Raw genomic sequence first — 19632 nt, 5'->3', positions numbered from 1 at the left:
CTTCTATTAAACGTTAAAATACAGTGGACTCCAAAAAGTCTTCGTCTATTTTCAAAAAATAGTTCTTTAGATAATCTCTGCCACCCATTTTTTCATACCATTTTCGGACTCGTTCGACATGTGCCTCATCACTTCTAACTTTCCGCTCAATTTCTTCATAATCGGTGTAACTGTTATATTCCCATATCGCAAAGATTTCTACTTTTCCGTCGTTTACTTTCGTCATCCATCGCCCGATTAACATAGACCCGTATTTTAACTGAGTAGGTAATAACGTTTTGTTAAAATGAAGATTAAATTCCTCCACAATACTTTCATCAACGATATACTTCTTTCGACGATAAATCATCATTTCACCCTTTTTAGCTTTTTTAATAAACTTCAATAATTGTATAATAATAAATTTCTCCCAATTCGTTCCATCTACCCTTAATTTGATAGTAATAGGTACCCTTTTCAATAGGTACGCTGAGTTTTTCTTCCAAACTAGTTACATTCTCTAACTTCTCAGAATCCCCCTGAATAATTGATAGGGAATTGGGCTGTACACCATCAAACACCAAATCAATTGTTGATCCACCAGGTAATTCATTCAATTTCACACTTCGAAACGGATCTTTATTATCTTCACAAGTATTTCTCCAACAATAAGAGCCTCTTCTAAAATGAATACTTTCGTCATTTGCAGTAAGTGATAATTTAGGTTTGAAAATTTTTTCTTCTGAGGAATCAGATTGAACATGGAAGACGGTTTCATCTACATTATCAGGATTAATTAAAATAAAGCCACTGCCTAACATTAGTAAAAGTAAGCCAAATGCGTACACATACTTTCTCATAAAATCATCCTCTGCTTATTTAGCAATCCGTTTTAGACATACAGGAAAATTATACCACATTACAACTTGAAATTTAGATAGAATATTCAATTTTCAATAAATAGAAATGGACCAACTCCATTTTTAGAATTGGCCAGATCCAAACTATTTCTTTCCTTTTTGTATGAAGAAAACAATTAACCCTACTACTAATAAAATCGGTAATAGACCTAATATCAATATACTACCCAAACGTATCACCTCAGATATTTTAATTAACTATTAATCAACCTCATACATGTATCTCTCGTTATATTTTACGGGTGCAGGAGCTGAAGGAGTAATAATTATCACAATGCAACAACCTTTCCATTCACTTAATCTCCTACTTTATTTCTACAAAAAAAGCATGAATCCTTTAAGGACTCATGCTTCTTTAAAATTTAGCAAGATAATTTTACGTTTCTACTCTCTCTCCAACAATGAAGCACCAGCAATACCTGGCTTAGTCATTTCGTACGGATCGAGAATAATATTTAATTCTTCTTCTGTCAGCACATCATATTTCAAGCAAAGTTCACGGACCGGTACACCGTCTACTATTGCCTCTCTGGCAATTCTAGATGCTACTTCATAACCTATGTGAGGATTAACGGCTGTAATGACTCCTGCACTTTTTTCCACATATTCTCTTAATCTCTCTTCATTTGCTTTAATCCCTTTTAAGCAATGTTCTGTAAAGGTAGAAAAAGCATTGTTCATGATACTGATGGATTGAAGAAGGTTGAAGACTAAGACAGGCTCCATCACATTCAGTTCCAATTGACCCGCTTCTGATGCAAGGCAAATCGTTTGGTCATTCCCAATTACTTGAAAAGCTACTTGATTAATTAACTCTGGTAATACTGGATTTACTTTACCAGGCATAATGGAAGAACCAGGTTGTCTTGCAGGTAATGTAATTTCTCCTAAACCCGCTCTAGGTCCCGATGCCATTAATCGTAAGTCATTCGCGATTTTAGACATGTTTATCATACATACTTTTAAAGCTCCTGATACTTCTGTGTATGCATCTGTATTTTGAGTAGCATCAACAAGATGATCAGCCCCTGTTAACTCAAGTCCGCTGAAATCTTTTAGGTGCTTAACAACTAATTCAATATAGCGAGGTTCAGCATTTAAACCAGTTCCAACCGCTGTTGCCCCCATGTTAACTTCATACAAATGCTGGCGTGATTGCTTAATTCGTTTTATATCACGTTCAAGCACACGGCTATAAGCTTCGAATTCTTGCCCTAACCGAATTGGTACAGCATCCTGTAGGTGAGTACGTCCCATTTTAATAATATGGTTAAATTCCTTAGCCTTTTGTTTGAAAACAACATGCATGTTGTCCATTGAAACTAGTAATCTTTCCAACAAATTCAACACAGAAATGTGAATCGCCGTTGGAAAAGCGTCGTTCGTAGATTGTGACATATTCACATGAGTATTCGGACTGCAATAAGAATACTCTCCTTTATCATGACCCATCAGTTCAAGCGCACGATTAGCAAGTACCTCATTGATATTCATGTTAATCGACGTTCCTGCTCCTCCTTGAATTGGATCAACGATCACTTGATCATGCATTTTACCTGCCAGTATCTCATCGGCAGCTTTAACGATGTTTTCCCCAATTCCAGGGTATAGTTGTTTAATCTCCATATTTGCAGTTGCCGCTGCTTTTTTTACAACAGCCATTGCCTTAATCAGCTCTTCGTGGATTCTGTATCCTGTAATAGGAAAGTTTTCAACTGCACGAAGTGTTTGTATTCCAAAATATGCATCGGCAGGAACTTCCTTTGATCCTAAGAAATCTTTCTCAGTTCGCATTTCGCTTCTCGTAATTGACATTTCTTTTAGACTCCTCTATTAAGCTACAAAAATCTAACTTTATTAATCATAATAATGTTTCTATTGCCTATTAAAACAAAAAGTACAGAAAACCTCAAGGTGTTTGTTTATGGTAGTTGAATACGCTTCCAGAATTTCAACATTTTTTAATCAGTCCCTCTATTTCATAACAGTAAAAAAAGCGCGTATGCCCTATCGGATTGACGCACTGATACTCATTACTATTTACAGTATTTTATATTTTTTTCTAACAAACTCGGTCCAATCTTTTTTGTTTTAGAATTAGAAAGGCGAACCTGTACTTCAACATTTTCCATCTTTGCTGTAATCCCATCAATTTTCCCTGCCCAAGTTTGGTCTTTTTCACGTAGAGGATATAAGTTGAAACGCCAACTAATTTCTTCTGTGATAAAAGCAAAGCCTTCATAGCTATCATAGACTCCATAAGACGATGGATCTGGAAGATGAACACCAAGAATACTTATATTCGTTCTTTCAAAACTGGGTGGATGGAACTGAACTTTATAAATTAATGCGACTCCCTTTGCATTGGTAATGTTTTTATTGGTAGGTTCCAAAATCATACTACAAGGCATAGTAATAGCCTTTGAAGGTAATGGGAAAACAGTAGCCATAGAAAGGATAACAATGATTAAAACAATAGGCTTCAAATCATATCCCTCCTACATCATTTTTTGTTAGTTTGCCCTTGGATCCATATTCCAACCAATAAAAAAGCACTCCTTGTTCAAGGAGTACTAAAGATTTTTAACGATTTTTAATTTGTTTAATTTGTTGATCGACTGTTTGTAAATATTGCTTAATAACTGTCATTTGATTTTCGATTGCTAGTTGATTCGTTTCATCCTCATAGTAAGGAGGTTCAGCTAGCCAATGAAACTGTTCATAAGCTTCTATTAGATTACTGCCTAACTCATGAGAAGGGTATGGGAATTGATTTGTAACCGGACTGTTTGCGTTTAACTCACTAATTAATGAGTTTAACCGTTCAGCTAGAAGTTCCTTATCGTTCTTATTTAATACGAGCTCTAAATCATTAAACGCAACTTGAAGGGTATGATACCATTCTTCTGACATTTCTAAATGGGCAGGATCTAATGTAGCTTGAATCGTTTGCTCTACATCAATTCCACCAAAGATAAAGTTAGACTGTAATAAGCTTTTCGTGAACAATTGTGAAAGCAAATCATACTCAAGTGACTCAGCTGGTGGTAAAAACTCTCCATGTTCATCTTCTGTGTAATAATTTGCATATGGCTCTATATTATGTTGAAACACATAAACCATTTGCTTGGCTTCATCGTAATTTACGATGTCCATTACGTATTCATCTTGCTTTCTTTCCAGCCACTCTTCTTTTGTCATGGGTACAATCTTACCGATTAACACTTTATCCTTCACTAATGTTTTATCATCATACCAAATTTGAGTAGTATCACCATCTTCAATGATGATTTTATTGAGTAACTGATTTTCTAGTTTAATGGAATAGTCATATGATGAGTTTATATACACGTCATTTTGCTTTTTTACTTCTTGTGATACAGTCATTTTTTCGTTCGTATCTACTTTTTTAATTGCTTCTTTACTATCACTACATCCTGATACCATCAACAAAAGTGCTGGTAATATAAGTACTTTTTTCATACAAGTTCTCCTAATCTAGTTGTTCTACCTATCTATTTTACTATAAACTCCTTATGTAATAATAAAAATTTAGTGAAATGATACTTTTTACTTATACTAGTTAGGGAAAACCTACTATGAATTTAGTAGATATTAGGAAGAAAGCATACAGAATTTACTCTGTACGCCTTCTAAATAGCAAATGCATGATTACCAATTTTCTTAATTACCTTTCGATCACGGATCCAATCACTTTCTGCCGTTTTTGGATTATAAAAAAACAACGCATCATTCACCTTATCTTCCTTTTGTAAAGCTTCATCCACTGCTTCTACTGCTTCTTGATCAGCTGGCTGTTGAATCGAGTTATTTTGAACAGGCTCAAACGCATTTTTTTCATAAATTACTTCTTTAACTGTATCTGGAAACTGTTCATGTTCTACTCGGTTTAAGACAACTTCTGCAACGGCAACTTTCCCCGCATAAGGTTCTCCTTCTGCTTCAGCATGAACAAGTCTTGCAAGTAACTGTTTCTCATCTGTTGTCATATCTATTTTATCTTGATTCTCAATATCTTCTGTTAAGAACTGATATTGTGCAGTTCCTTTTTGTTCCACATCTAAGTCCACTAACATTTTAATCGATGTTTTTGTATAGTTTGTATCAATTGCCTCTATCTTATTAGTAGTAGTTGGAAACACCATTCCAATTCCGATTGTAAAGATTGATAGGATGTTCATTAATTTTTTCATGTTTTTTTACCTCCTGTTTAGTTAATAGCAGCAGAAACAGGTCTATAAAAAGCTTAACAATAAAGAACTTGGGATTCATTAGTAAATGATTGGTCCTATTATGTCAGTCATATGACAATATGACGTTCTCATTTCAAAATTGTAACTACCCTCAAAAAACTACAAATTTCTACAAATTTTATAAGTGAAGTTATGAGAAATGAGGGTTGATATATGTTAAGCACAGCTGAATTTGGAATAGACTTAGGTACAGCAAATATATTGGTTTATAGCAAAAATAAAGGAATTGTATTAAATGAGCCGTCTGTTGTGGCCATTGATAAAGATACACGTAAAGTATTGGCAGTCGGTTCTGACGCAAAGAAAATGATCGGTCGAACACCCGATAACATCATCGCCATAAGGCCATTAAAGGATGGTGTTATTGCTGATTTTGAAATCACAACAGAAATGCTGAGAATAATTATGAAAGCTACTTCACGTAAATTGGGGATGTCACTCAGAAAACCAACGGTCGTTGTATGTACGCCTTCTGGTGCTACTTCTGTAGAGCGAAGAGCCATTCAAGATGCCATTCGAAGTTCCGGTGCAAATCAAGTTCATCTAATAGAAGAAACGGTAGCTGCAGCGATTGGAGCAGATTTACCCGTTGATGAACCAATTGCGAATGTAGTTGTAGATATTGGTGGTGGAACGACAGAAGTAGCAATTATTTCATTTGGTGGAGTGGTATCGTGTCACTCAGTTCGAATTGGTGGAGACAGATTTGACGATGACATCGTACAATATATCCGTAAAAAATATAACTTGTTGATAGGAGAACGTACGGCTGAAGAAATGAAGATGCAAATTGGGTATGCATTAATTGACCATGTCGAAGAAACCATGGAAATTAGGGGACGTGATTTAGTAACAGGGTTACCTAAAACCATTTCCGTTTCTTCTTATGAAGTACAAAAAGCGATGAAGGATTCCCTATTGCAAATTTTAGAGGCGGTTCGTGCTACATTAGAAGCATGTCCACCAGAACTAATTGGGGATATCGTTGACCGCGGAGTGTTATTAACTGGAGGCGGTGCATTGCTAAACGGAATTCAAGATTGGCTTCGCGAGCATATTGTTGTACCAGTACACATTGCGCCAAATCCGTTAGAATCTGTTGCAATAGGGACAGGTAAGTCTTTATCCATTATGAGTAAAGTGGTACGAGCATCAAAATAATATTCAAAATGTGCATTTTCAATATAATTGAGAAATCGTATAATTAGAAACGTTGTTGCAGACCAATTCGCTTTGGTCTGTTTTTTTATGATTATAGTCTTTATTCCCTCTATCATTACACTTCAATTATATGGACGGTTAAATCCCTAAAAATGTACTATCTTCAGTTCTTACTATGAATTAATATATGTTTCCAGTTCTCAGGCAATTCATAGTCTTTTATATGCTCATACTTTGTAAGCTTTACTTCCCCACTCCCACTAATGTAAAAAGTTAAACGATCTAACCCTATTTGCACATGAGGTCCTACAACTGGTAACACGTTCATGATTACCGTAAATTCAAAACTTAGATATTCTCCAATTCTCTCTACCTTCTCAATGTAGACTTAATAGGGGTATACGGTAGGTGGTTCGTTCAATACATCTTTATAATATGAATCAACGGCTTTGTCAATTTCAACACCAAGCAATGAAACAAATATGTCTTGGTACAATTCTTCAATTGATTTCACAGGAGGAGTATAGAAAGTTTTTGCTTCACATTTAAAACCAAAACAAGCTGTTAAAGAAATAGCTACTACTAAAATTCTAACAAACCCTTTCATCAAGGTACCCTCCAAATTGTTTTTCTCTTATTATTCCCCGTAGACAGACTTGTATTGACAAACCTTATAAAAAAACAGCATCGGCTTCATTCGATGCTGTTTCATAAGTACCCTTACGATTTCCCAAAGCAGTTCCCATTTATCTTGTTTTACAAAATTTACATAACAATAAAACCTAATACCTTAAAAGTATTTCCTCATATACACTTGCTTTGCGATTGAAGTAAATCCTACTTTCATTAAAAAATCATATGTCTCTTTACTTTCTGTGACAGGTAAATTAGGAATGACAATACGAATCTCATTTGTTGAATCAAACATGTGGTGAAATAAACTTTTAATAATCCCTTCATAATCATGATTCATAGACAGTGCTTCACATTGGAACAATACCGTGGCGACATGTTTCCCACTAGCATCATAAGAATGTCGGTAATTCGCATACCCTACTATTTCTTTGTTTGCATTCAATGCAACAATACCCTCTGCATCCTTTGCACTTCTCCAATGTGTTTGCCAAGGATTCATTCCTTTATAAAAGGAAATTTTTTCTAACTGACTAGCCGGGAATGATTTTATCTCATAATTTCTTTCAATCTCTACATGCATCTTTCCTTTATGTTCTAAATAATGAAGTTCATCAATGTTATCATATCCTAAGCTTTTATAAAGTGATATCGCTTTTTCGTTATCATAAATAGCTTCTAATGTTGCAATTTCAACACCTTCTTTTTTGTATAACGCAAACAATTCCTCCATAAGCATTTTCCCAACGCCTTGATGACGATACTCTTTCGCAACAGCTGTTCCACCATTCCACGCCACTTTTTTACCATTAATCATTCTAGTTCCACTAAGTACGATTCCAATTGGAATATCAGATGAATAGGCAACAACTGATAGGCTAGGTGACAACCCTTCTGATACGAGCCTTGTTAAAAAGCTATCCATATCCATTTGCACCGGAGCAGAATATCCTTCAAATCCATCGTTCCATGCTTTTACTGTATCCTCTAATGTACATTGAGAAAGTCGTTTTATTGTTACCACATCAAACACCTCCATTTTTTTAGAAAAGAGTCATACAAATTGGTTTTGAATCCATTTTGAAAATAGAAGAAAGTACTTCCACATGCAGCGGGGCAGAAATCTGCACCTTTCCATATCGATACAGCGCCGAAAAATCAACACTTCCCATCAACAACGAAGAGAAACTAGCCATATCTAGTGTAACTTGTATTTCCCCTTCCTCATGCTTACTCATGAATAGCTGCCCCTCTTTTACAGACAAATAAAGCTCTTGAGTTTCTTTCATGAACATATCTATAACAGATATTTTTACGTTGCATGCCTGGGCTTCTACATACTTCCCCTCTAATAACTGTGATACATCGTTCATTCGATACATAATCCCAACACCAGACGTATGACTTTCATGATAGACTGAAGGAATCATTTCATTCGTATGATTTCGAGGATCTTGAAGTACGTGATAAAACGATTCATCCTGTGTATTCAGAACAATTCGATTGACTTGATCTCCTTGAGATTGAAGAAATGATTGAAGTGCTAGTAAACCTTCAGGTGAATTGTAGATCATTTCATCGATAACGAGGTTGTTTAAACAAAAATTCGTATCACTCATTTTTTTGAACGTAAAGCTCATATAGGAATCTAGTACTTGATCTTTATAGAAAGCTATGACTCTCTTACCCGGATCATTCAATAACCGATTCATCTCAAACGATTGCTTATACATCATTCCGTGCTGACGAGATGCAAACGTATTAAAACAGTTGAATAATTGTTCACTTTCTTCGTTACCCACAAATCTTATATGCTCCTTCTTTCCCTCACTAGCTAGTGCATCAGGTAATATGTGATACTGATTCATTTTCGTTCCGTATCCAAATCCCATTTTCAAATAAAAATCTGGCCGAAAAGGGTAAAGTGCAAGAATAGGAATATTAGCTTCCTCGTTCGTTTTAATAAAATATGTAATGAGGTCTTTTGCTACTTTTTCCTTCTTGTGCAATAAATCAACTGCTACAAGCCCTACTCCTCCAACTTTTACTTTTTTGTTTTCATAGTTCATCTCAAAGGAATGAAGTCTCATACCGCCAATTAATTTACCGTTTCGAAATGCCCCATATAATTGAACGGTGTTATTGTTTTCTTGTGTGTCTTTATAATAGTTTATCAATCTTTCCTTTGAATCCTTTGTATTTTCCATGATTCCCGTATAAGCATTTGTTACTATGTCGATAAAACTGCTAATTTCCTCAAGTGTAAGCTTTCGAATTTCAGTCATGTGAGAGCGCTCCTTTACCAAAAAATAACTTATTTTCATTTTACACCAATTAATATAAACTGACTAGTCGTTTTAAAGGGATGTTAAGAAAAAGAGCTCATCTCCCTTCTTCTATTCTCCTGTAGCAAATTCCCGTTCTTCTAAAAGTGCCAATAACCATTGCGATGGTTTATTGAAATCAGATTGATCTTCCGCAAATGGAGTGAAATACAAATAGTAACTTAATGCTCGTTGAATGCAGCCAAGTTGATCAGAAATACCAAGTGCTCTCTCTAACGTTTCCTTTGGCGCAAATGATGACCATGCATCTAAATAAATAGGTCTAAAATATGCCACCAATTCTTGCCACTCTTCATCCGTATCATTTTCCGTCAATTCATAAAGAGAATTCCAAAATACACGTGTGCTAAAGAAAGGATGAGTCACAATGGCGTCACCCCAGTCTAAGAACACATTCTTTCCAGCTACAACCTGAATATTGGCAGAATGAAGATCTCCGTGATCAATGGATTGCAGGGGTAAAATATGAGCCAGCTCATCACACATATCCATTAACTCTTGCTTACAACTCATTACTTTTTCTTTATCTTCAGCCCCTAATCCAGTATCACACATACTTTCAAGGTGAGATGCGATTTGCTCCTTTAATAGAGCAAGATCACGCTTCGGAACTCCTAATTCTACTAATTTTGGCACATTATTGATTTCTGCGATTTGGAACTTCGCAAAATCACAAATTGCCTTTTCCAAAATTTCTTGATCCTTAACAGAGCGTAGTGGCATTCCTCCAATATCATTCATCAACAACCAAGCATTTTGAGAGTGTATGGAGAGAATTGACGTTGTCTTTCCTGGATGTGCTTCGTCTAAATACTGACTGAGTTCAGGCTCATATTGTGCAGATTGACTAACGGCTTTAAAATATACATTCCCTTTATTAGTTGGGATTAGTTGAACGAGACTAAAATCCGTAGCTTTTACTTGCTCAATTTCTCCTGTTAAAACGTATCCCTTTTTCTCCAACTCTGTTTGTATCCAATAATAGGTTTTAGCATAATAATCTTCTTGAAACCAATTTGCTCGGAGACTCGGTATTTCCTTCTCGGTAAACCATTCATTCAAAATATCTTTCTGTTCAAAGGAATGTATTGTGCTAACTTTCTCCCAAGTTAGATCACTACCATCTTGAAGTAAAAACGCTTCATAAATATAGCTAGAATCTTCTTTCCATAATTGTCTTCCAACAGCAATCTTTACTCCAAGCAATTTTGAAGCTGCCTTTTGTAATGGACCGATGTTTACTTGCTTCAAAGGTCCTTCCTCGACTACTGGCAATTTATAGCCGATTTCTGAATTAACTACTAGTACTTTGTCATTCTTTTTTATTAATATTGTCGTATTTGTTGTCATTTCATTTCCTCCTATAATAAAAAAAATCGCAGTATTCCCTGCGATTTGTGAACGAATAGATAGACGAAAATTAAAGACAACACAGCAAAAAGGTATATAAAAATACACCTTATTACAAAAAGGTCTCTTGCGTTCGAATAATCTATAAAAAGACATACTGATCCCGTTCACCCATCACAGAGTGTTTTTTGGTAATGATGAATCTGCCAAAAAAAGGGATTAGTTTATCATTGTTATAGATGACCTCCTTGAAATATTTCTTTTATTATAAGAATGTTCTTACTTTTACGTCAACACTTTTAAAATTTACTTAATTTTAGATAGTATAAAGAAATATATGCTGACCACCACTTTGTAACATAAAGTAAACGGTGAAAATTTGAAAAAAAAAAAAACTAGAGAATTTCCTCTAGTTGATTGTAATTGTTAATTTACTACTACTTCATTAATGTGTGCCAATCTCTCATTTACTTGCTCTACACTCAAATTATGTTCAGAAACATAACGGTTTCTAGGATGTACACGACATTCATGTGTGCAGCCACGTAAGTGCTTGTGTTCATTCTCCTCTGAAGTAATGATCTTCTTATTACATTCAGGGTTTCCGCAGTTTACGTAACGCTCGCACGGTTCTCCAGTGAAATGGTCTTTTCCGACAATCACATGTTCTGTTTGATTAATTGGAACAATGATACGCTCATCGAATACATAACATTGTCCATCCCATAGCTTACCTTGTGCTTCTGGATCTTTTCCGTAAGTGACGATTCCACCATGAAGCTGGGATACATCCTCGAACCCTTCTTCACGTAACCAGCCAGAAAACTTTTCACAACGAATACCACCCGTGCAATAGGTTAGAATCTTTTTTCCTTCAAACATTTCACGGTTGTTTTGAATCCAATCAGGTAGCTCACGGAAGTTTTTAATATCAGGCTTCACTGCCCCTCGGAAATGTCCAATTTCGTATTCATAATCATTTCTAGCATCTATAACAACTGTATCGGGGGTATTCATCGCTTCATAAAACTCTTGTGGACTTAAATAATTTCCTGTCACAATATTTGGATTAATATCGTCCTCAAGTCTTAGTGTAACTAACTCTGATCGATGTCTTACATGCATCTTTTTAAACGCATGAGAATCGGCTACATCAATTTTAAACACCATCTCTGCAAAACGAGAATCTTCCTTCATTGTTTTCATGTAAATATCTGTCTGTTCGATCGTTCCAGATACAGTACCATTGATGCCTTCTTTTGCAATTAAGATTCTTCCCTTTAATTCTAGGTCTTTACAGAATTTTAAATGTTGAGCTGTAAATTCCTCAGGATTCTCAATTGGGACATACATGTAATATAGTAATACTCGATAATTATTCATTTCTATCACCCTAACTTTTGTAATTTCCCTTCAGTATCAAAACTGTTAAACAATAATATTGATTTCCGTGGAAAGAACTCGCTTTCCTTGCTGCTACTGGAGCCTCCGTCGTTATGCTCATGCGGTTTCTCACCAGTCCCACTTCTCCCGCAGGAGTCTCGCACCTTCCACTACAATCAACTGTACTTAACAGAGCCTATCTAAAAAGTGCTAAAGTGCATATAGTTCTAATTCTTCTTTAATCCGATTACGGATCAATTCCAAGCATTCCTCAACTGTTTTCGCAAAAATGCGCTTCCCATTCACAATCGCATAAGGACTCCTTGCACACATACCACAGAAGGATAAGCAGCTACTCTCGATTACCGCTACCTCCGGGAACTCTGATTCTATAATACTCTCAATATCTATTTGCTTTATTAAACTACCATCACAAATCTCAACTACAACAATTCCCATCGATACTTATCCTCCTTCCCAAGCATTAAATATACTTATCTTATGATCTTAAATTGCAGGTGGTCCAAACTTTCCTTGATGGAAGTCACGGTATGCTTCTCTTATTTCATCCATCGTGTTCATGACAAATGGACCATAGGGAACGATTTCTTCTCGGATTGGTGTTCCTGAATTAACTAGTAACTTGGTTCTACGACTGTTAGATTTCAGTACAAGACTACTCTGTTTATCTTCGTGACCTTTTTCATCAAACGTCAAGGTTGCAACACCATGTTTTTTTAGATTTATTTCATTTTCTCCAACTGTAAGATCACCAGATAAAACGTATATAAAAGCATTATGTGTCTCTGGTAATTGATAATTATATGTTGTACCGTTTGACAGAGAAATCTCAGACAAGGTAATAGGCACTATTGAATTCAATGGTCCTTCAACTCCTGCTATTTCACCCGAGAATACTTTTACTGAACCACCATCAAACGAAACAACAGGCGCATCTTCACTGTACACATTTTGATAGCTTGTCTTCGTGTTTTTTAATGCTTGGGGTAAGTTCAACCATAATTGAAGGGTATGAGCAATATCATCCTCTACGCCTTCCTCAGCATGCCTTGCTGCCCAGCCAGCATTCATATACTGAACATCCCCTGTTTCTAAAATATCACTACCTCCTGCATTATCGATGTGCTCTAATCGTCCATCCACTACATAAGTTATCGTTTGAAATCCTCGATGTGGATGGTCTGAAAATGCACCTCGCTTGAACCAATCTTCAGCCATTAAAATAAACGGATCAAAATCACGCCATTTCTCTATTGGTAAAATCCATCCTTTTTGAATAAACGGAAAGCCCATTTCCTCATACTTTACATACCAATGTTCTCTAACTTTACGTTCAAACATCTATTCCACCTACATTTCTGTCAGTAGCTATAACAATAAACTGATACTCAACTAAATCATTACACCATAAAAAAACAACAAAAATCAATTGAATTGCTTGTATTTCCATATCTTGTTATATCCTTGATTGTTTTTAGTTTTCAGTTACTATCACTATGGCACTCAATAAGCATTATTTCTTGAATAATGCCACCGTTATAAATCTACTACGAGATGGTGTTTTCGTCATCAGCCTTTCCAATTATCCTATCTACAACTTTAGAAGGATAAAATAATCAAACAAAAGGAGTAAATTTACGACAAAAACTGTAAAATCTCGTCCTTATGAGAAATATAGCATTCTTTGGCTAAATCAATTAGGTACTCTACTGATTCAAGCTCATCAAATGGAATTTCTTCACCTAACTCTTCATTTATGCGTAAATAATGATCCTTTAAAAGCAACTTACAGTGATAAGAAACAGATTCTGACGAAAGGTGCAGCGCTAAATCTAATAACTTTGGTGTAACTTTCATCGATGGTAATGTAAACGGTAGCCATTTGTTAATTCCCCAATCGAGTTTCTTTTCAATTGAAAAATCTATTTTCTGCTGACCAGTGCCAATCGATAAAATTTTTATTTCTGACATGGGTGTTTGGAAATGGTGAATCGCTTCTGTCATACAAACTAACGATGGGTTGTTTGCCCACAGTCCGCCATCAATGGATAAATATTCATTATCAATATTATTTGGTTCAAAGTAAATAGGAGCCGAACAGGAAGATAATACCGCATCCCAAAGCAAAACATTGTCATCTTGTTCCTCCAAATTTCCGTAGTTAGAACGGTACACGAATGGCTTTCCATGACTTAAATCAACAGCTGGGATTAAAAGAGGGTGCTTAATATCTTTCAATGAAACCTCTTGAAATTCTTGTTGTAAGTATTTTCGTAAAAACTGACTACTGTAAACACTACGAAATAATCCCACCTTGGCTTGCTGAACAAAAATCTTCTTCCCATATTTCTGGTAGCTATCAAGGACTTTCCCCATTTCTACTTCCAAGGCAATCGAAGCTGCAATAATTGAACCAGTGCTTGTACCGGAAATACAATTAAACAATTGATTAATTGGTTTTCCCACTTCTTTTTCAATTTCCTTTAATATTGAGATGGCAAACACACCTCGTATTCCTCCACCATCAATACATAACATTTTCATCTCTTTCGTCTCCGCTTCTGTTGTCAAGTTAGTATCATTTTGGTCAATTTGTCTTGAGATTACACATAAAAATAAGAGACACTACCTGATAAGTAGTGTCCCCATCTATATTTATTAGTGAATTTCAATAATTGTCTAACTATATTGGGTCAGATCATTTAGGAGCTACTCAACTTTTTATCAACTAGTTGGCGTGGACTGCAATTCTTCAATTCTTGAAGCAACAGCTTCCGTTAATTGCCTCGTCATTTCCGGAACAGTGTTTTGTAGGATGGAATTCACCATTTTGCTCATAGCACCTTGTGCCTCAATGGTTAAGCTACCAGTCATTCGTGTTATCTTATCAGTAATCGCCTCTGCTTCAAAAAAACCATGCCCTGTAAATTTCTCGTTAATACCTGTTAAGTTAAACGTAACTTTTGTAGGTTCTGACCAATTTGTAATATCCACTTTTAAGTATACTTTCTTTTTCATTATGCCAATATCACTTTTGAACTTCCACGTTGATTCTTTATCACTAAGTATTTCGTGTGCAATATAGCCAGGTACTAATGGTGCCCATTGGTCCATAACTGAGACAAAGTTCCAAACACTTTGTATGGGTGCATTAACATTCACACTATATATTTCACTTGGCATTAAAGACCTCTCCTTTGTATCACCATGGTGTAAAAATGAGTAACACTTATCTATATGAGAGGTTTTTTTTGAGTAGTACTATATAAACATTGAAAATGAGATTTACACTACAGAGTTTATCAAAGTAGAAAAATGAAAAGTGAGCTAATCATCACTTTGGAGGCAATACACCCGCTTCAATATAGCTTCTAACTAGTTTCCATTCAGACCCATCTATCTTTTTAAACGTTTGAAAAAATAGATTAGCAGTTTCTAGTGGTTTTCCTTGAATTTCTAGCGATGCCGAAATAATGACCATTTTTTCATCTGCACGTAACGGAATAATTGAGATTTGTTCCAAAATCCAGTTTGCGTTATTCTCTTTAGCAAAATGAAAACCTTGTTTCCAGCCCTTGATGGATTGTTCAAAGCCGAAATCGATTATTTCTCCCTGGGACACTTCTCTAGCCTTGTAACCTTCGGAAATATATTTCTGTAAGTCTACTAAAGAGGATGTCTTCCAGGCAAATAAATATCGATCTAGACTTTTTTCAAACGATTCATCCATCGTTAGCAATGCACAAGAAAAACGTTCTATGCCAGGATACTTTTCTCCTAAAACTAGTAATTTTAAATCCACATTTCCGATAAAAACTTACAGCAGCTTGATCTGTTTCTGCATAAAGAGCATCCATTTTATGTTGCTGAACAACATCCTGTAGCATTTTCCTCCCTAAACCTGCTTCTCTATATAGAGGATCAACTGCGATATGTCTTAGTTCATAGCTATTGGAGCCTTTGTCCTCTATACCAATACAAGCAACAAAGTTACCAGCTTGTTCGTATCCATACAATTTCCTATTTTGTAAATGTATATAATGTTCATATTCTGCCTCAACTCTATCTTCAGCAGTTGCAAAAGACAGGAGTTTTTTTATATTCGAATCAATCTCTAAGGAATTTAATTGTTTCAACGATATACAACCCTTTCAGTAACCTCCAGTTTACTTTTTAATTCAATGTTTTAGAAAGTCAATTTCACTGCCCTTGTCGCAATAAACATTTTGATATATTGATCCAACACACGTGTTCCTCCAAAATCATCCTCGTAAAAGCCTGTGATGACAAAACCAGCATCAATTTGTCCTTGAATTTGGTCTTCAAGTGTGTGAGCATACTCGATTGTTTGATTGGTTCTTAAGTATTCTTCTACCTCTTCTTCTGGCAAATAATCTAGCGTCGAAGAGGGTATTTTGTGTTTTACATCTAAAATCCCTTTTCGCTCTTCATTATCATCAAAAATAAATAATAAAGGATTTGTAAAGCCAGATATTAATACTCCATTTGGTTTTAACACTCGAGACGCTTCCTTCCAAACTGGATGCACGTCCTTTACAAATAAATTAGAGACAGGGTGAATGACCATATCAAACGTTTCATCTTCAAAGTCACTTAAATCAGCCATATCCCCCTGTACGGTTTTCAGTTGTAAACCATCTCGCTTCGCTACAAACTCATCTTGTTCCAGTTGTTTTCTCGAAATATCTGTAACGGTCACATCGGCTCCTGCTGCTGCTAATATAGGAGCTTGCTGACCGCCACCAGAAGCGAGACAAAGTATGTTTAGTCCTTTTAACGATGAGGGAAACCAGTTTCTTGGCACTTTTTTTTCGGTTGTAACAATAATACCCCAGTCTCCATTCTTACTTCTTTCTATCTCCTCAGAACTTACAGCTTTAGTCCAAGGTGAGCCTTCGTCTACCTTTTGATCCCACGCACCACTGTTTTGTTTCGTTATATCCATCTTTAAATATCTCCTCTAAATCTTTTTAAACCTTAAATCAAACATTTCGACTTTTCTTAATTAAATCCTTTATTAATTTTAATAGCAAATATGGTATTTTTCCATTTTACACCATGCATATCCAGTAAATGTAAAGAGAAACTACAACTTGTAACACTACTTTATGAAAGAAAGAAGGAAACAATTATGACTGTTGGAGCTCAAGTAAAACAAACGATTGCTGGTTTAAAAAGTGCACAAGCAAGTTTTGAGACATTTGCACTTGCTACTGAAAATCAATCTGCTAAACAACTGTATGAAGATGCGGCAAAACAAACACAATCAATTATTGATAGTGTTATGCCTCGTCTTCAAGAAATAGAGCAAGAAGAACCACAGTATAAGCAATAATCATTACAATGCAAATAAATATACAAAGATAGGAAGATCAGCATGACTGTTGGCTCTGAAATTGCTCAACTCTTGGCGACCATTAAAGGTATTGAGTCTCAGTTAACCATTTTTGCCTTAAACAGTGTTAATCCTGAGGCACAAAAAGCATTCCACGATGCAATGTTGAAGATTGGCGAAATAAAAAATGAAATACAGAACAGAAAATATGAAGTTGAAATTGAGGAACCACAATATAAGAAATAGAGGTATGAGACATGCCTGAATGGATTGAGATTGCTTCTAGAGCACTTCTGTTTATTTTTGCACTTTTTTTACTAACTAAGTTACTTGGTAAGAAGCAAATATCCGAAATATCCTTTTTTGAATATGTGTCTGGGATTACAATAGGAAGTATTGCTGCAGAAGTCATCATGAAATTAGAATCTAGTATTATTCATGGACTTGTTGGAATATTTGTATTTGGTTTTGTTACAGTTCTTGTTGACTTTCTATCAATAAAAAGCAAAAAATTCCGTGAAATTGCGGAAGGAAAAGCGACTATATTCATTCAAGATGGAAAAGTTTTAGAAGATAATTTAAAGAAAGAAAGGTATTCTTTAGATGAACTAAATACATTACTTCGAAAAAAAGACGTATTTAGCTTTTCAGACGTTGAGTTCGCAGTACTAGAACCTAGTGGAGAATTAAGTGTACTGTTAAAAAAGGAACATCAACCAGTAACCTTAAAGGACTTGAATATAAAAACAGCTAGTGAAAAAGAGCCACAAACCGTTATTATGGATGGTAAAATCATTCACTCTTCCTTAGTTGCAGCAGCGAAAAGTCTAAATTGGTTACATACAGAACTTGATAAAATGAGTGTTACTCTCGAAAATGTATTCCTAGCCCAAGTTAATTCATATGGAGAATTAACTGTTGACATTTACGATGACAAAATTCAAGTACCAACACCGCAGGAAAGACCACTTCTAATGGCAATGATGAAAAAGTGTGAAGCTGACCTAGAGAGCTTCGCATTACAAACTGAATCAGAAACTGCAAAGAAAATGTACCAAGATAATGCTGAAAAGCTAGAAAGCGTTATCCGAAAACTAACTCCCTATTTAAATGGATAAATAGAAAAAGAAACTCTTCATTATTAAATCAGATAATAAAGAGTTTCTTTGTTACATTTATATTTTAGTCAATTGATTTGCTCAAGTAAATTTATCCAAAAAAAAAGCTAAGTATTTGTAATCATACTTAACTGTTACTTACATACAATAATTTGTCTGTCTAATCGACCTTTTTTTACAAAACAGCGATCAATAATGGTAAAACCAGCGTCCCTAATAATTGAATCAATGTCTTCAATCGTAATAATAACAATTCTTTTCGTAAATTCTCTTGCACACGATAGCATTTCTAATTGTTCCTGTGGTGAAATGACAGAACACAAATTGTATGGCATGTCGATAATCGCAACATCATATTGATTCACCACATCTCGAATATCACGGTACAATACTTCCGTTTCATATCCGAAATGGGCGATATTCTCTCTTGTTCCTTGTAGAATAAGCGGGTTTCGATCGCTTCCAATAATATTAATACCCATACTTAGTCCTTCTACTAAAACGGTTCCGATTCCGCAACAAGGATCAATGACTTTTTCATTCGTGTTATGAGGAACTGCAATGTTTACAACTGCTCTTGCCACTCGAGTATTGAGGGCAGTAGAATAGCTATTTGGCTTATTTTGATGCTTGAGCCAAACCGCATCATTTTTATGGTATTGACCCACATACCATTTTTCGCCGAAGTTAATAATACCGTAATATTGTTCAGGCGTTTCCATATGAACTTCGCCGGGAATATTCATCCCAACTTCTCTCTCAATCCTCCGTCGTTCCTTCAAGTCTATCTGATCTAGAAGTTCATCATGTCTAACATATATCGTTTTAAAGGACTTCGTACTGAGTGGAATGAATGTGACCTTCTCAAGCAATTCATTAAAACTGCTAGCTTCAACTAGCACATCTATGCTTTCTCGAATAAATGGACTTCTACTTACATCAAAGGGTATATAACTAACAAATGTAGTTGTTTGAGGTTGTTCTTGAAAAATCGTACGGAGCTCAAGGTCACATAGCGAACGTTCCTCAACGCGACAAGCATACGTGTAAATATATTTTTGCTCCTTTTGTAATTCGTTGTTCAATCATAAT

The 19632-nt window shown here is 35.4% G+C and carries 24 protein-coding genes; 4 read left to right on the top strand and 20 right to left on the bottom strand.

What is annotated here, in order from left to right:
• Window positions 1-13: 13 nt before the first annotated feature.
• The 6 genes from JR050_RS17970 to JR050_RS17945 all read right to left on the bottom strand — a co-directional run bounded on the left by JR050_RS17970 (window position 14) and on the right by JR050_RS17945 (window position 5113).
• Window positions 14-349: an NIPSNAP family protein gene (locus JR050_RS17970; protein WP_204205146.1), complete on the bottom strand. Its 336-nt coding sequence runs from the start codon at window positions 347-349 to the stop codon at window positions 14-16.
• A gap of 22 nt (window positions 350-371) precedes the next feature.
• Window positions 372-839, bottom strand: coding sequence for a hypothetical protein (locus JR050_RS17965; RefSeq protein WP_204205026.1), 468 nt, complete (start codon window positions 837-839; stop codon window positions 372-374).
• A 444-nt stretch (window positions 840-1283) separates the two neighbouring features.
• Window positions 1284-2714, bottom strand: a complete 1431-nt coding sequence (gene aspA / locus JR050_RS17960; RefSeq protein WP_204205025.1) for an aspartate ammonia-lyase — start codon at window positions 2712-2714, stop codon at window positions 1284-1286.
• Window positions 2715-2935: 221 nt separating this feature from the next.
• Entirely contained in the window at window positions 2936-3349 is a 414-nt protein-coding gene (locus JR050_RS17955; RefSeq protein ID WP_430392900.1) for a YoqH family protein, read from the bottom strand.
• A 133-nt stretch (window positions 3350-3482) separates the two neighbouring features.
• Complete coding sequence (locus JR050_RS17950; protein WP_204205023.1) at window positions 3483-4382, bottom strand: hypothetical protein; 900 nt, start codon at window positions 4380-4382, stop codon at window positions 3483-3485.
• Between the two features lie 170 nt (window positions 4383-4552).
• A complete protein-coding gene (locus tag JR050_RS17945; protein WP_204205022.1) occupies window positions 4553-5113 on the bottom strand; it encodes a cell wall hydrolase in 561 nt (186 codons plus the stop codon).
• A gap of 213 nt (window positions 5114-5326) precedes the next feature.
• On the opposite strand from JR050_RS17945, the gene mreBH reads away from it, so the two are divergent.
• Window positions 5327-6334, top strand: a complete 1008-nt coding sequence (gene mreBH, locus JR050_RS17940; RefSeq protein ID WP_204205021.1) for a rod-share determining protein MreBH — start codon at window positions 5327-5329, stop codon at window positions 6332-6334.
• Window positions 6335-6497: 163 nt separating this feature from the next.
• On the opposite strand, the gene JR050_RS20900 is transcribed toward mreBH, so the two are convergent.
• The 13 genes from JR050_RS20900 to JR050_RS17875 form a co-directional block, all read right to left on the bottom strand.
• On the bottom strand, window positions 6498-6716 hold the full coding sequence (locus JR050_RS20900; RefSeq protein WP_204205145.1) for a DUF3888 domain-containing protein: 219 nt from the start codon (window positions 6714-6716) through the stop codon (window positions 6498-6500).
• A gap of 6 nt (window positions 6717-6722) precedes the next feature.
• On the bottom strand, window positions 6723-6941 hold the full coding sequence (locus JR050_RS17930; RefSeq protein WP_204205020.1) for a hypothetical protein: 219 nt from the start codon (window positions 6939-6941) through the stop codon (window positions 6723-6725).
• A 183-nt stretch (window positions 6942-7124) separates the two neighbouring features.
• A complete protein-coding gene (locus JR050_RS17925; RefSeq protein ID WP_204205019.1) occupies window positions 7125-7991 on the bottom strand; it encodes a GNAT family N-acetyltransferase in 867 nt (288 codons plus the stop codon).
• Window positions 7992-8010: 19 nt separating this feature from the next.
• On the bottom strand, window positions 8011-9252 hold the full coding sequence (locus JR050_RS17920; RefSeq protein ID WP_204205018.1) for a GNAT family N-acetyltransferase: 1242 nt from the start codon (window positions 9250-9252) through the stop codon (window positions 8011-8013).
• A gap of 111 nt (window positions 9253-9363) precedes the next feature.
• Window positions 9364-10662: a phosphotransferase gene (locus tag JR050_RS17915; RefSeq protein ID WP_204205017.1), complete on the bottom strand. Its 1299-nt coding sequence runs from the start codon at window positions 10660-10662 to the stop codon at window positions 9364-9366.
• 426 nt (window positions 10663-11088) lie between these two features.
• A complete protein-coding gene (trhO, locus tag JR050_RS17910) occupies window positions 11089-12045 on the bottom strand; it encodes an oxygen-dependent tRNA uridine(34) hydroxylase TrhO (RefSeq protein WP_204205016.1) in 957 nt (318 codons plus the stop codon).
• Window positions 12046-12255: 210 nt separating this feature from the next.
• The gene (locus JR050_RS17905) at window positions 12256-12504 is read right to left on the bottom strand and encodes a YuzB family protein (RefSeq protein ID WP_204205015.1); all 249 of its coding nucleotides are present in this window, start codon (window positions 12502-12504) and stop codon (window positions 12256-12258) included.
• A gap of 48 nt (window positions 12505-12552) precedes the next feature.
• The gene (locus JR050_RS17900) at window positions 12553-13407 is read right to left on the bottom strand and encodes a pirin family protein (RefSeq protein WP_204205014.1); all 855 of its coding nucleotides are present in this window, start codon (window positions 13405-13407) and stop codon (window positions 12553-12555) included.
• Between the two features lie 294 nt (window positions 13408-13701).
• On the bottom strand, window positions 13702-14610 hold the full coding sequence (locus JR050_RS17895) for a CBASS cGAMP-activated phospholipase (protein WP_204205013.1): 909 nt from the start codon (window positions 14608-14610) through the stop codon (window positions 13702-13704).
• A gap of 180 nt (window positions 14611-14790) precedes the next feature.
• Window positions 14791-15249, bottom strand: a complete 459-nt coding sequence (locus tag JR050_RS17890) for an SRPBCC family protein (protein WP_204205012.1) — start codon at window positions 15247-15249, stop codon at window positions 14791-14793.
• A gap of 151 nt (window positions 15250-15400) precedes the next feature.
• A complete protein-coding gene (locus JR050_RS17885) occupies window positions 15401-15796 on the bottom strand; it encodes a flavoprotein (protein WP_204205144.1) in 396 nt (131 codons plus the stop codon).
• Window positions 15789-16202 (bottom strand): GNAT family N-acetyltransferase, encoded by a 414-nt coding sequence (locus JR050_RS17880; protein ID WP_239454458.1) that lies wholly within the window; start codon window positions 16200-16202, stop codon window positions 15789-15791. Before JR050_RS17880 ends, JR050_RS17885 begins: the two co-directional genes overlap by 8 nt.
• Window positions 16203-16252: 50 nt before the next feature.
• Window positions 16253-17032: a class I SAM-dependent methyltransferase gene (locus JR050_RS17875; RefSeq protein ID WP_204205011.1), complete on the bottom strand. Its 780-nt coding sequence runs from the start codon at window positions 17030-17032 to the stop codon at window positions 16253-16255.
• A gap of 186 nt (window positions 17033-17218) precedes the next feature.
• On the opposite strand from JR050_RS17875, the gene JR050_RS17870 reads away from it, so the two are divergent.
• From JR050_RS17870 to JR050_RS17860, 3 genes are read left to right on the top strand one after another with little or no spacing between them, the layout of a single operon-like run.
• Window positions 17219-17422, top strand: a complete 204-nt coding sequence (locus tag JR050_RS17870) for a DUF1657 domain-containing protein (protein WP_204205010.1) — start codon at window positions 17219-17221, stop codon at window positions 17420-17422.
• Between the two features lie 42 nt (window positions 17423-17464).
• The gene (locus JR050_RS17865; protein ID WP_204205009.1) at window positions 17465-17668 is read left to right on the top strand and encodes a DUF1657 domain-containing protein; all 204 of its coding nucleotides are present in this window, start codon (window positions 17465-17467) and stop codon (window positions 17666-17668) included.
• A gap of 11 nt (window positions 17669-17679) precedes the next feature.
• The gene (locus tag JR050_RS17860) at window positions 17680-18540 is read left to right on the top strand and encodes a DUF421 domain-containing protein (RefSeq protein WP_204205008.1); all 861 of its coding nucleotides are present in this window, start codon (window positions 17680-17682) and stop codon (window positions 18538-18540) included.
• Between the two features lie 134 nt (window positions 18541-18674).
• On the opposite strand, the gene JR050_RS17855 is transcribed toward JR050_RS17860, so the two are convergent.
• Window positions 18675-19625, bottom strand: a complete 951-nt coding sequence (locus tag JR050_RS17855; RefSeq protein WP_204205007.1) for a TRM11 family SAM-dependent methyltransferase — start codon at window positions 19623-19625, stop codon at window positions 18675-18677.
• Window positions 19626-19632: the final 7 nt, after the last annotated feature.

Source organism: Bacillus suaedaesalsae (assembly GCF_016890225.1).
GTDB classification, from domain to species: domain Bacteria; phylum Bacillota; class Bacilli; order Bacillales; family SA4; genus Bacillus_BS; species Bacillus_BS suaedaesalsae.
Note: the sequence above shows the minus strand (reverse complement) of the source record. Positions and strands in the feature narration are given on the sequence as shown.

Excerpts from the sequence above, each read along its gene's own strand:
- JR050_RS17970 (WP_204205146.1), bottom strand. The coding sequence starts at position 349 with ATGATTTATCGTCGAAAGAAGTATATCGTTGATGAAAGTATTGTGGAG.
- JR050_RS17965 (WP_204205026.1), bottom strand. The coding sequence starts at position 839 with ATGAGAAAGTATGTGTACGCATTTGGCTTACTTTTACTAATGTTAGGC.
- aspA (WP_204205025.1), bottom strand. The coding sequence starts at position 2,714 with ATGTCAATTACGAGAAGCGAAATGCGAACTGAGAAAGATTTCTTAGGA.
- JR050_RS17955 (WP_430392900.1), bottom strand. The coding sequence starts at position 3,349 with ATGGCTACTGTTTTCCCATTACCTTCAAAGGCTATTACTATGCCTTGT.
- JR050_RS17950 (WP_204205023.1), bottom strand. The coding sequence starts at position 4,382 with ATGAAAAAAGTACTTATATTACCAGCACTTTTGTTGATGGTATCAGGA.
- JR050_RS17945 (WP_204205022.1), bottom strand. The coding sequence starts at position 5,113 with ATGAAAAAATTAATGAACATCCTATCAATCTTTACAATCGGAATTGGA.
- mreBH (WP_204205021.1), top strand. The coding sequence starts at position 5,327 with ATGTTAAGCACAGCTGAATTTGGAATAGACTTAGGTACAGCAAATATA.
- JR050_RS17930 (WP_204205020.1), bottom strand. The coding sequence starts at position 6,941 with ATGAAAGGGTTTGTTAGAATTTTAGTAGTAGCTATTTCTTTAACAGCT.
- JR050_RS17920 (WP_204205018.1), bottom strand. The coding sequence starts at position 9,252 with ATGACTGAAATTCGAAAGCTTACACTTGAGGAAATTAGCAGTTTTATC.
- JR050_RS17915 (WP_204205017.1), bottom strand. The coding sequence starts at position 10,662 with ATGACAACAAATACGACAATATTAATAAAAAAGAATGACAAAGTACTA.
- trhO (WP_204205016.1), bottom strand. The coding sequence starts at position 12,045 with ATGAATAATTATCGAGTATTACTATATTACATGTATGTCCCAATTGAG.
- JR050_RS17905 (WP_204205015.1), bottom strand. The coding sequence starts at position 12,504 with ATGGGAATTGTTGTAGTTGAGATTTGTGATGGTAGTTTAATAAAGCAA.
- JR050_RS17900 (WP_204205014.1), bottom strand. The coding sequence starts at position 13,407 with ATGTTTGAACGTAAAGTTAGAGAACATTGGTATGTAAAGTATGAGGAA.
- JR050_RS17895 (WP_204205013.1), bottom strand. The coding sequence starts at position 14,610 with ATGAAAATGTTATGTATTGATGGTGGAGGAATACGAGGTGTGTTTGCC.
- JR050_RS17890 (WP_204205012.1), bottom strand. The coding sequence starts at position 15,249 with ATGCCAAGTGAAATATATAGTGTGAATGTTAATGCACCCATACAAAGT.
- JR050_RS17885 (WP_204205144.1), bottom strand. The coding sequence starts at position 15,796 with ATGGATGAATCGTTTGAAAAAAGTCTAGATCGATATTTATTTGCCTGG.
- JR050_RS17875 (WP_204205011.1), bottom strand. The coding sequence starts at position 17,032 with ATGGATATAACGAAACAAAACAGTGGTGCGTGGGATCAAAAGGTAGAC.
- JR050_RS17870 (WP_204205010.1), top strand. The coding sequence starts at position 17,219 with ATGACTGTTGGAGCTCAAGTAAAACAAACGATTGCTGGTTTAAAAAGT.
- JR050_RS17865 (WP_204205009.1), top strand. The coding sequence starts at position 17,465 with ATGACTGTTGGCTCTGAAATTGCTCAACTCTTGGCGACCATTAAAGGT.
- JR050_RS17860 (WP_204205008.1), top strand. The coding sequence starts at position 17,680 with ATGCCTGAATGGATTGAGATTGCTTCTAGAGCACTTCTGTTTATTTTT.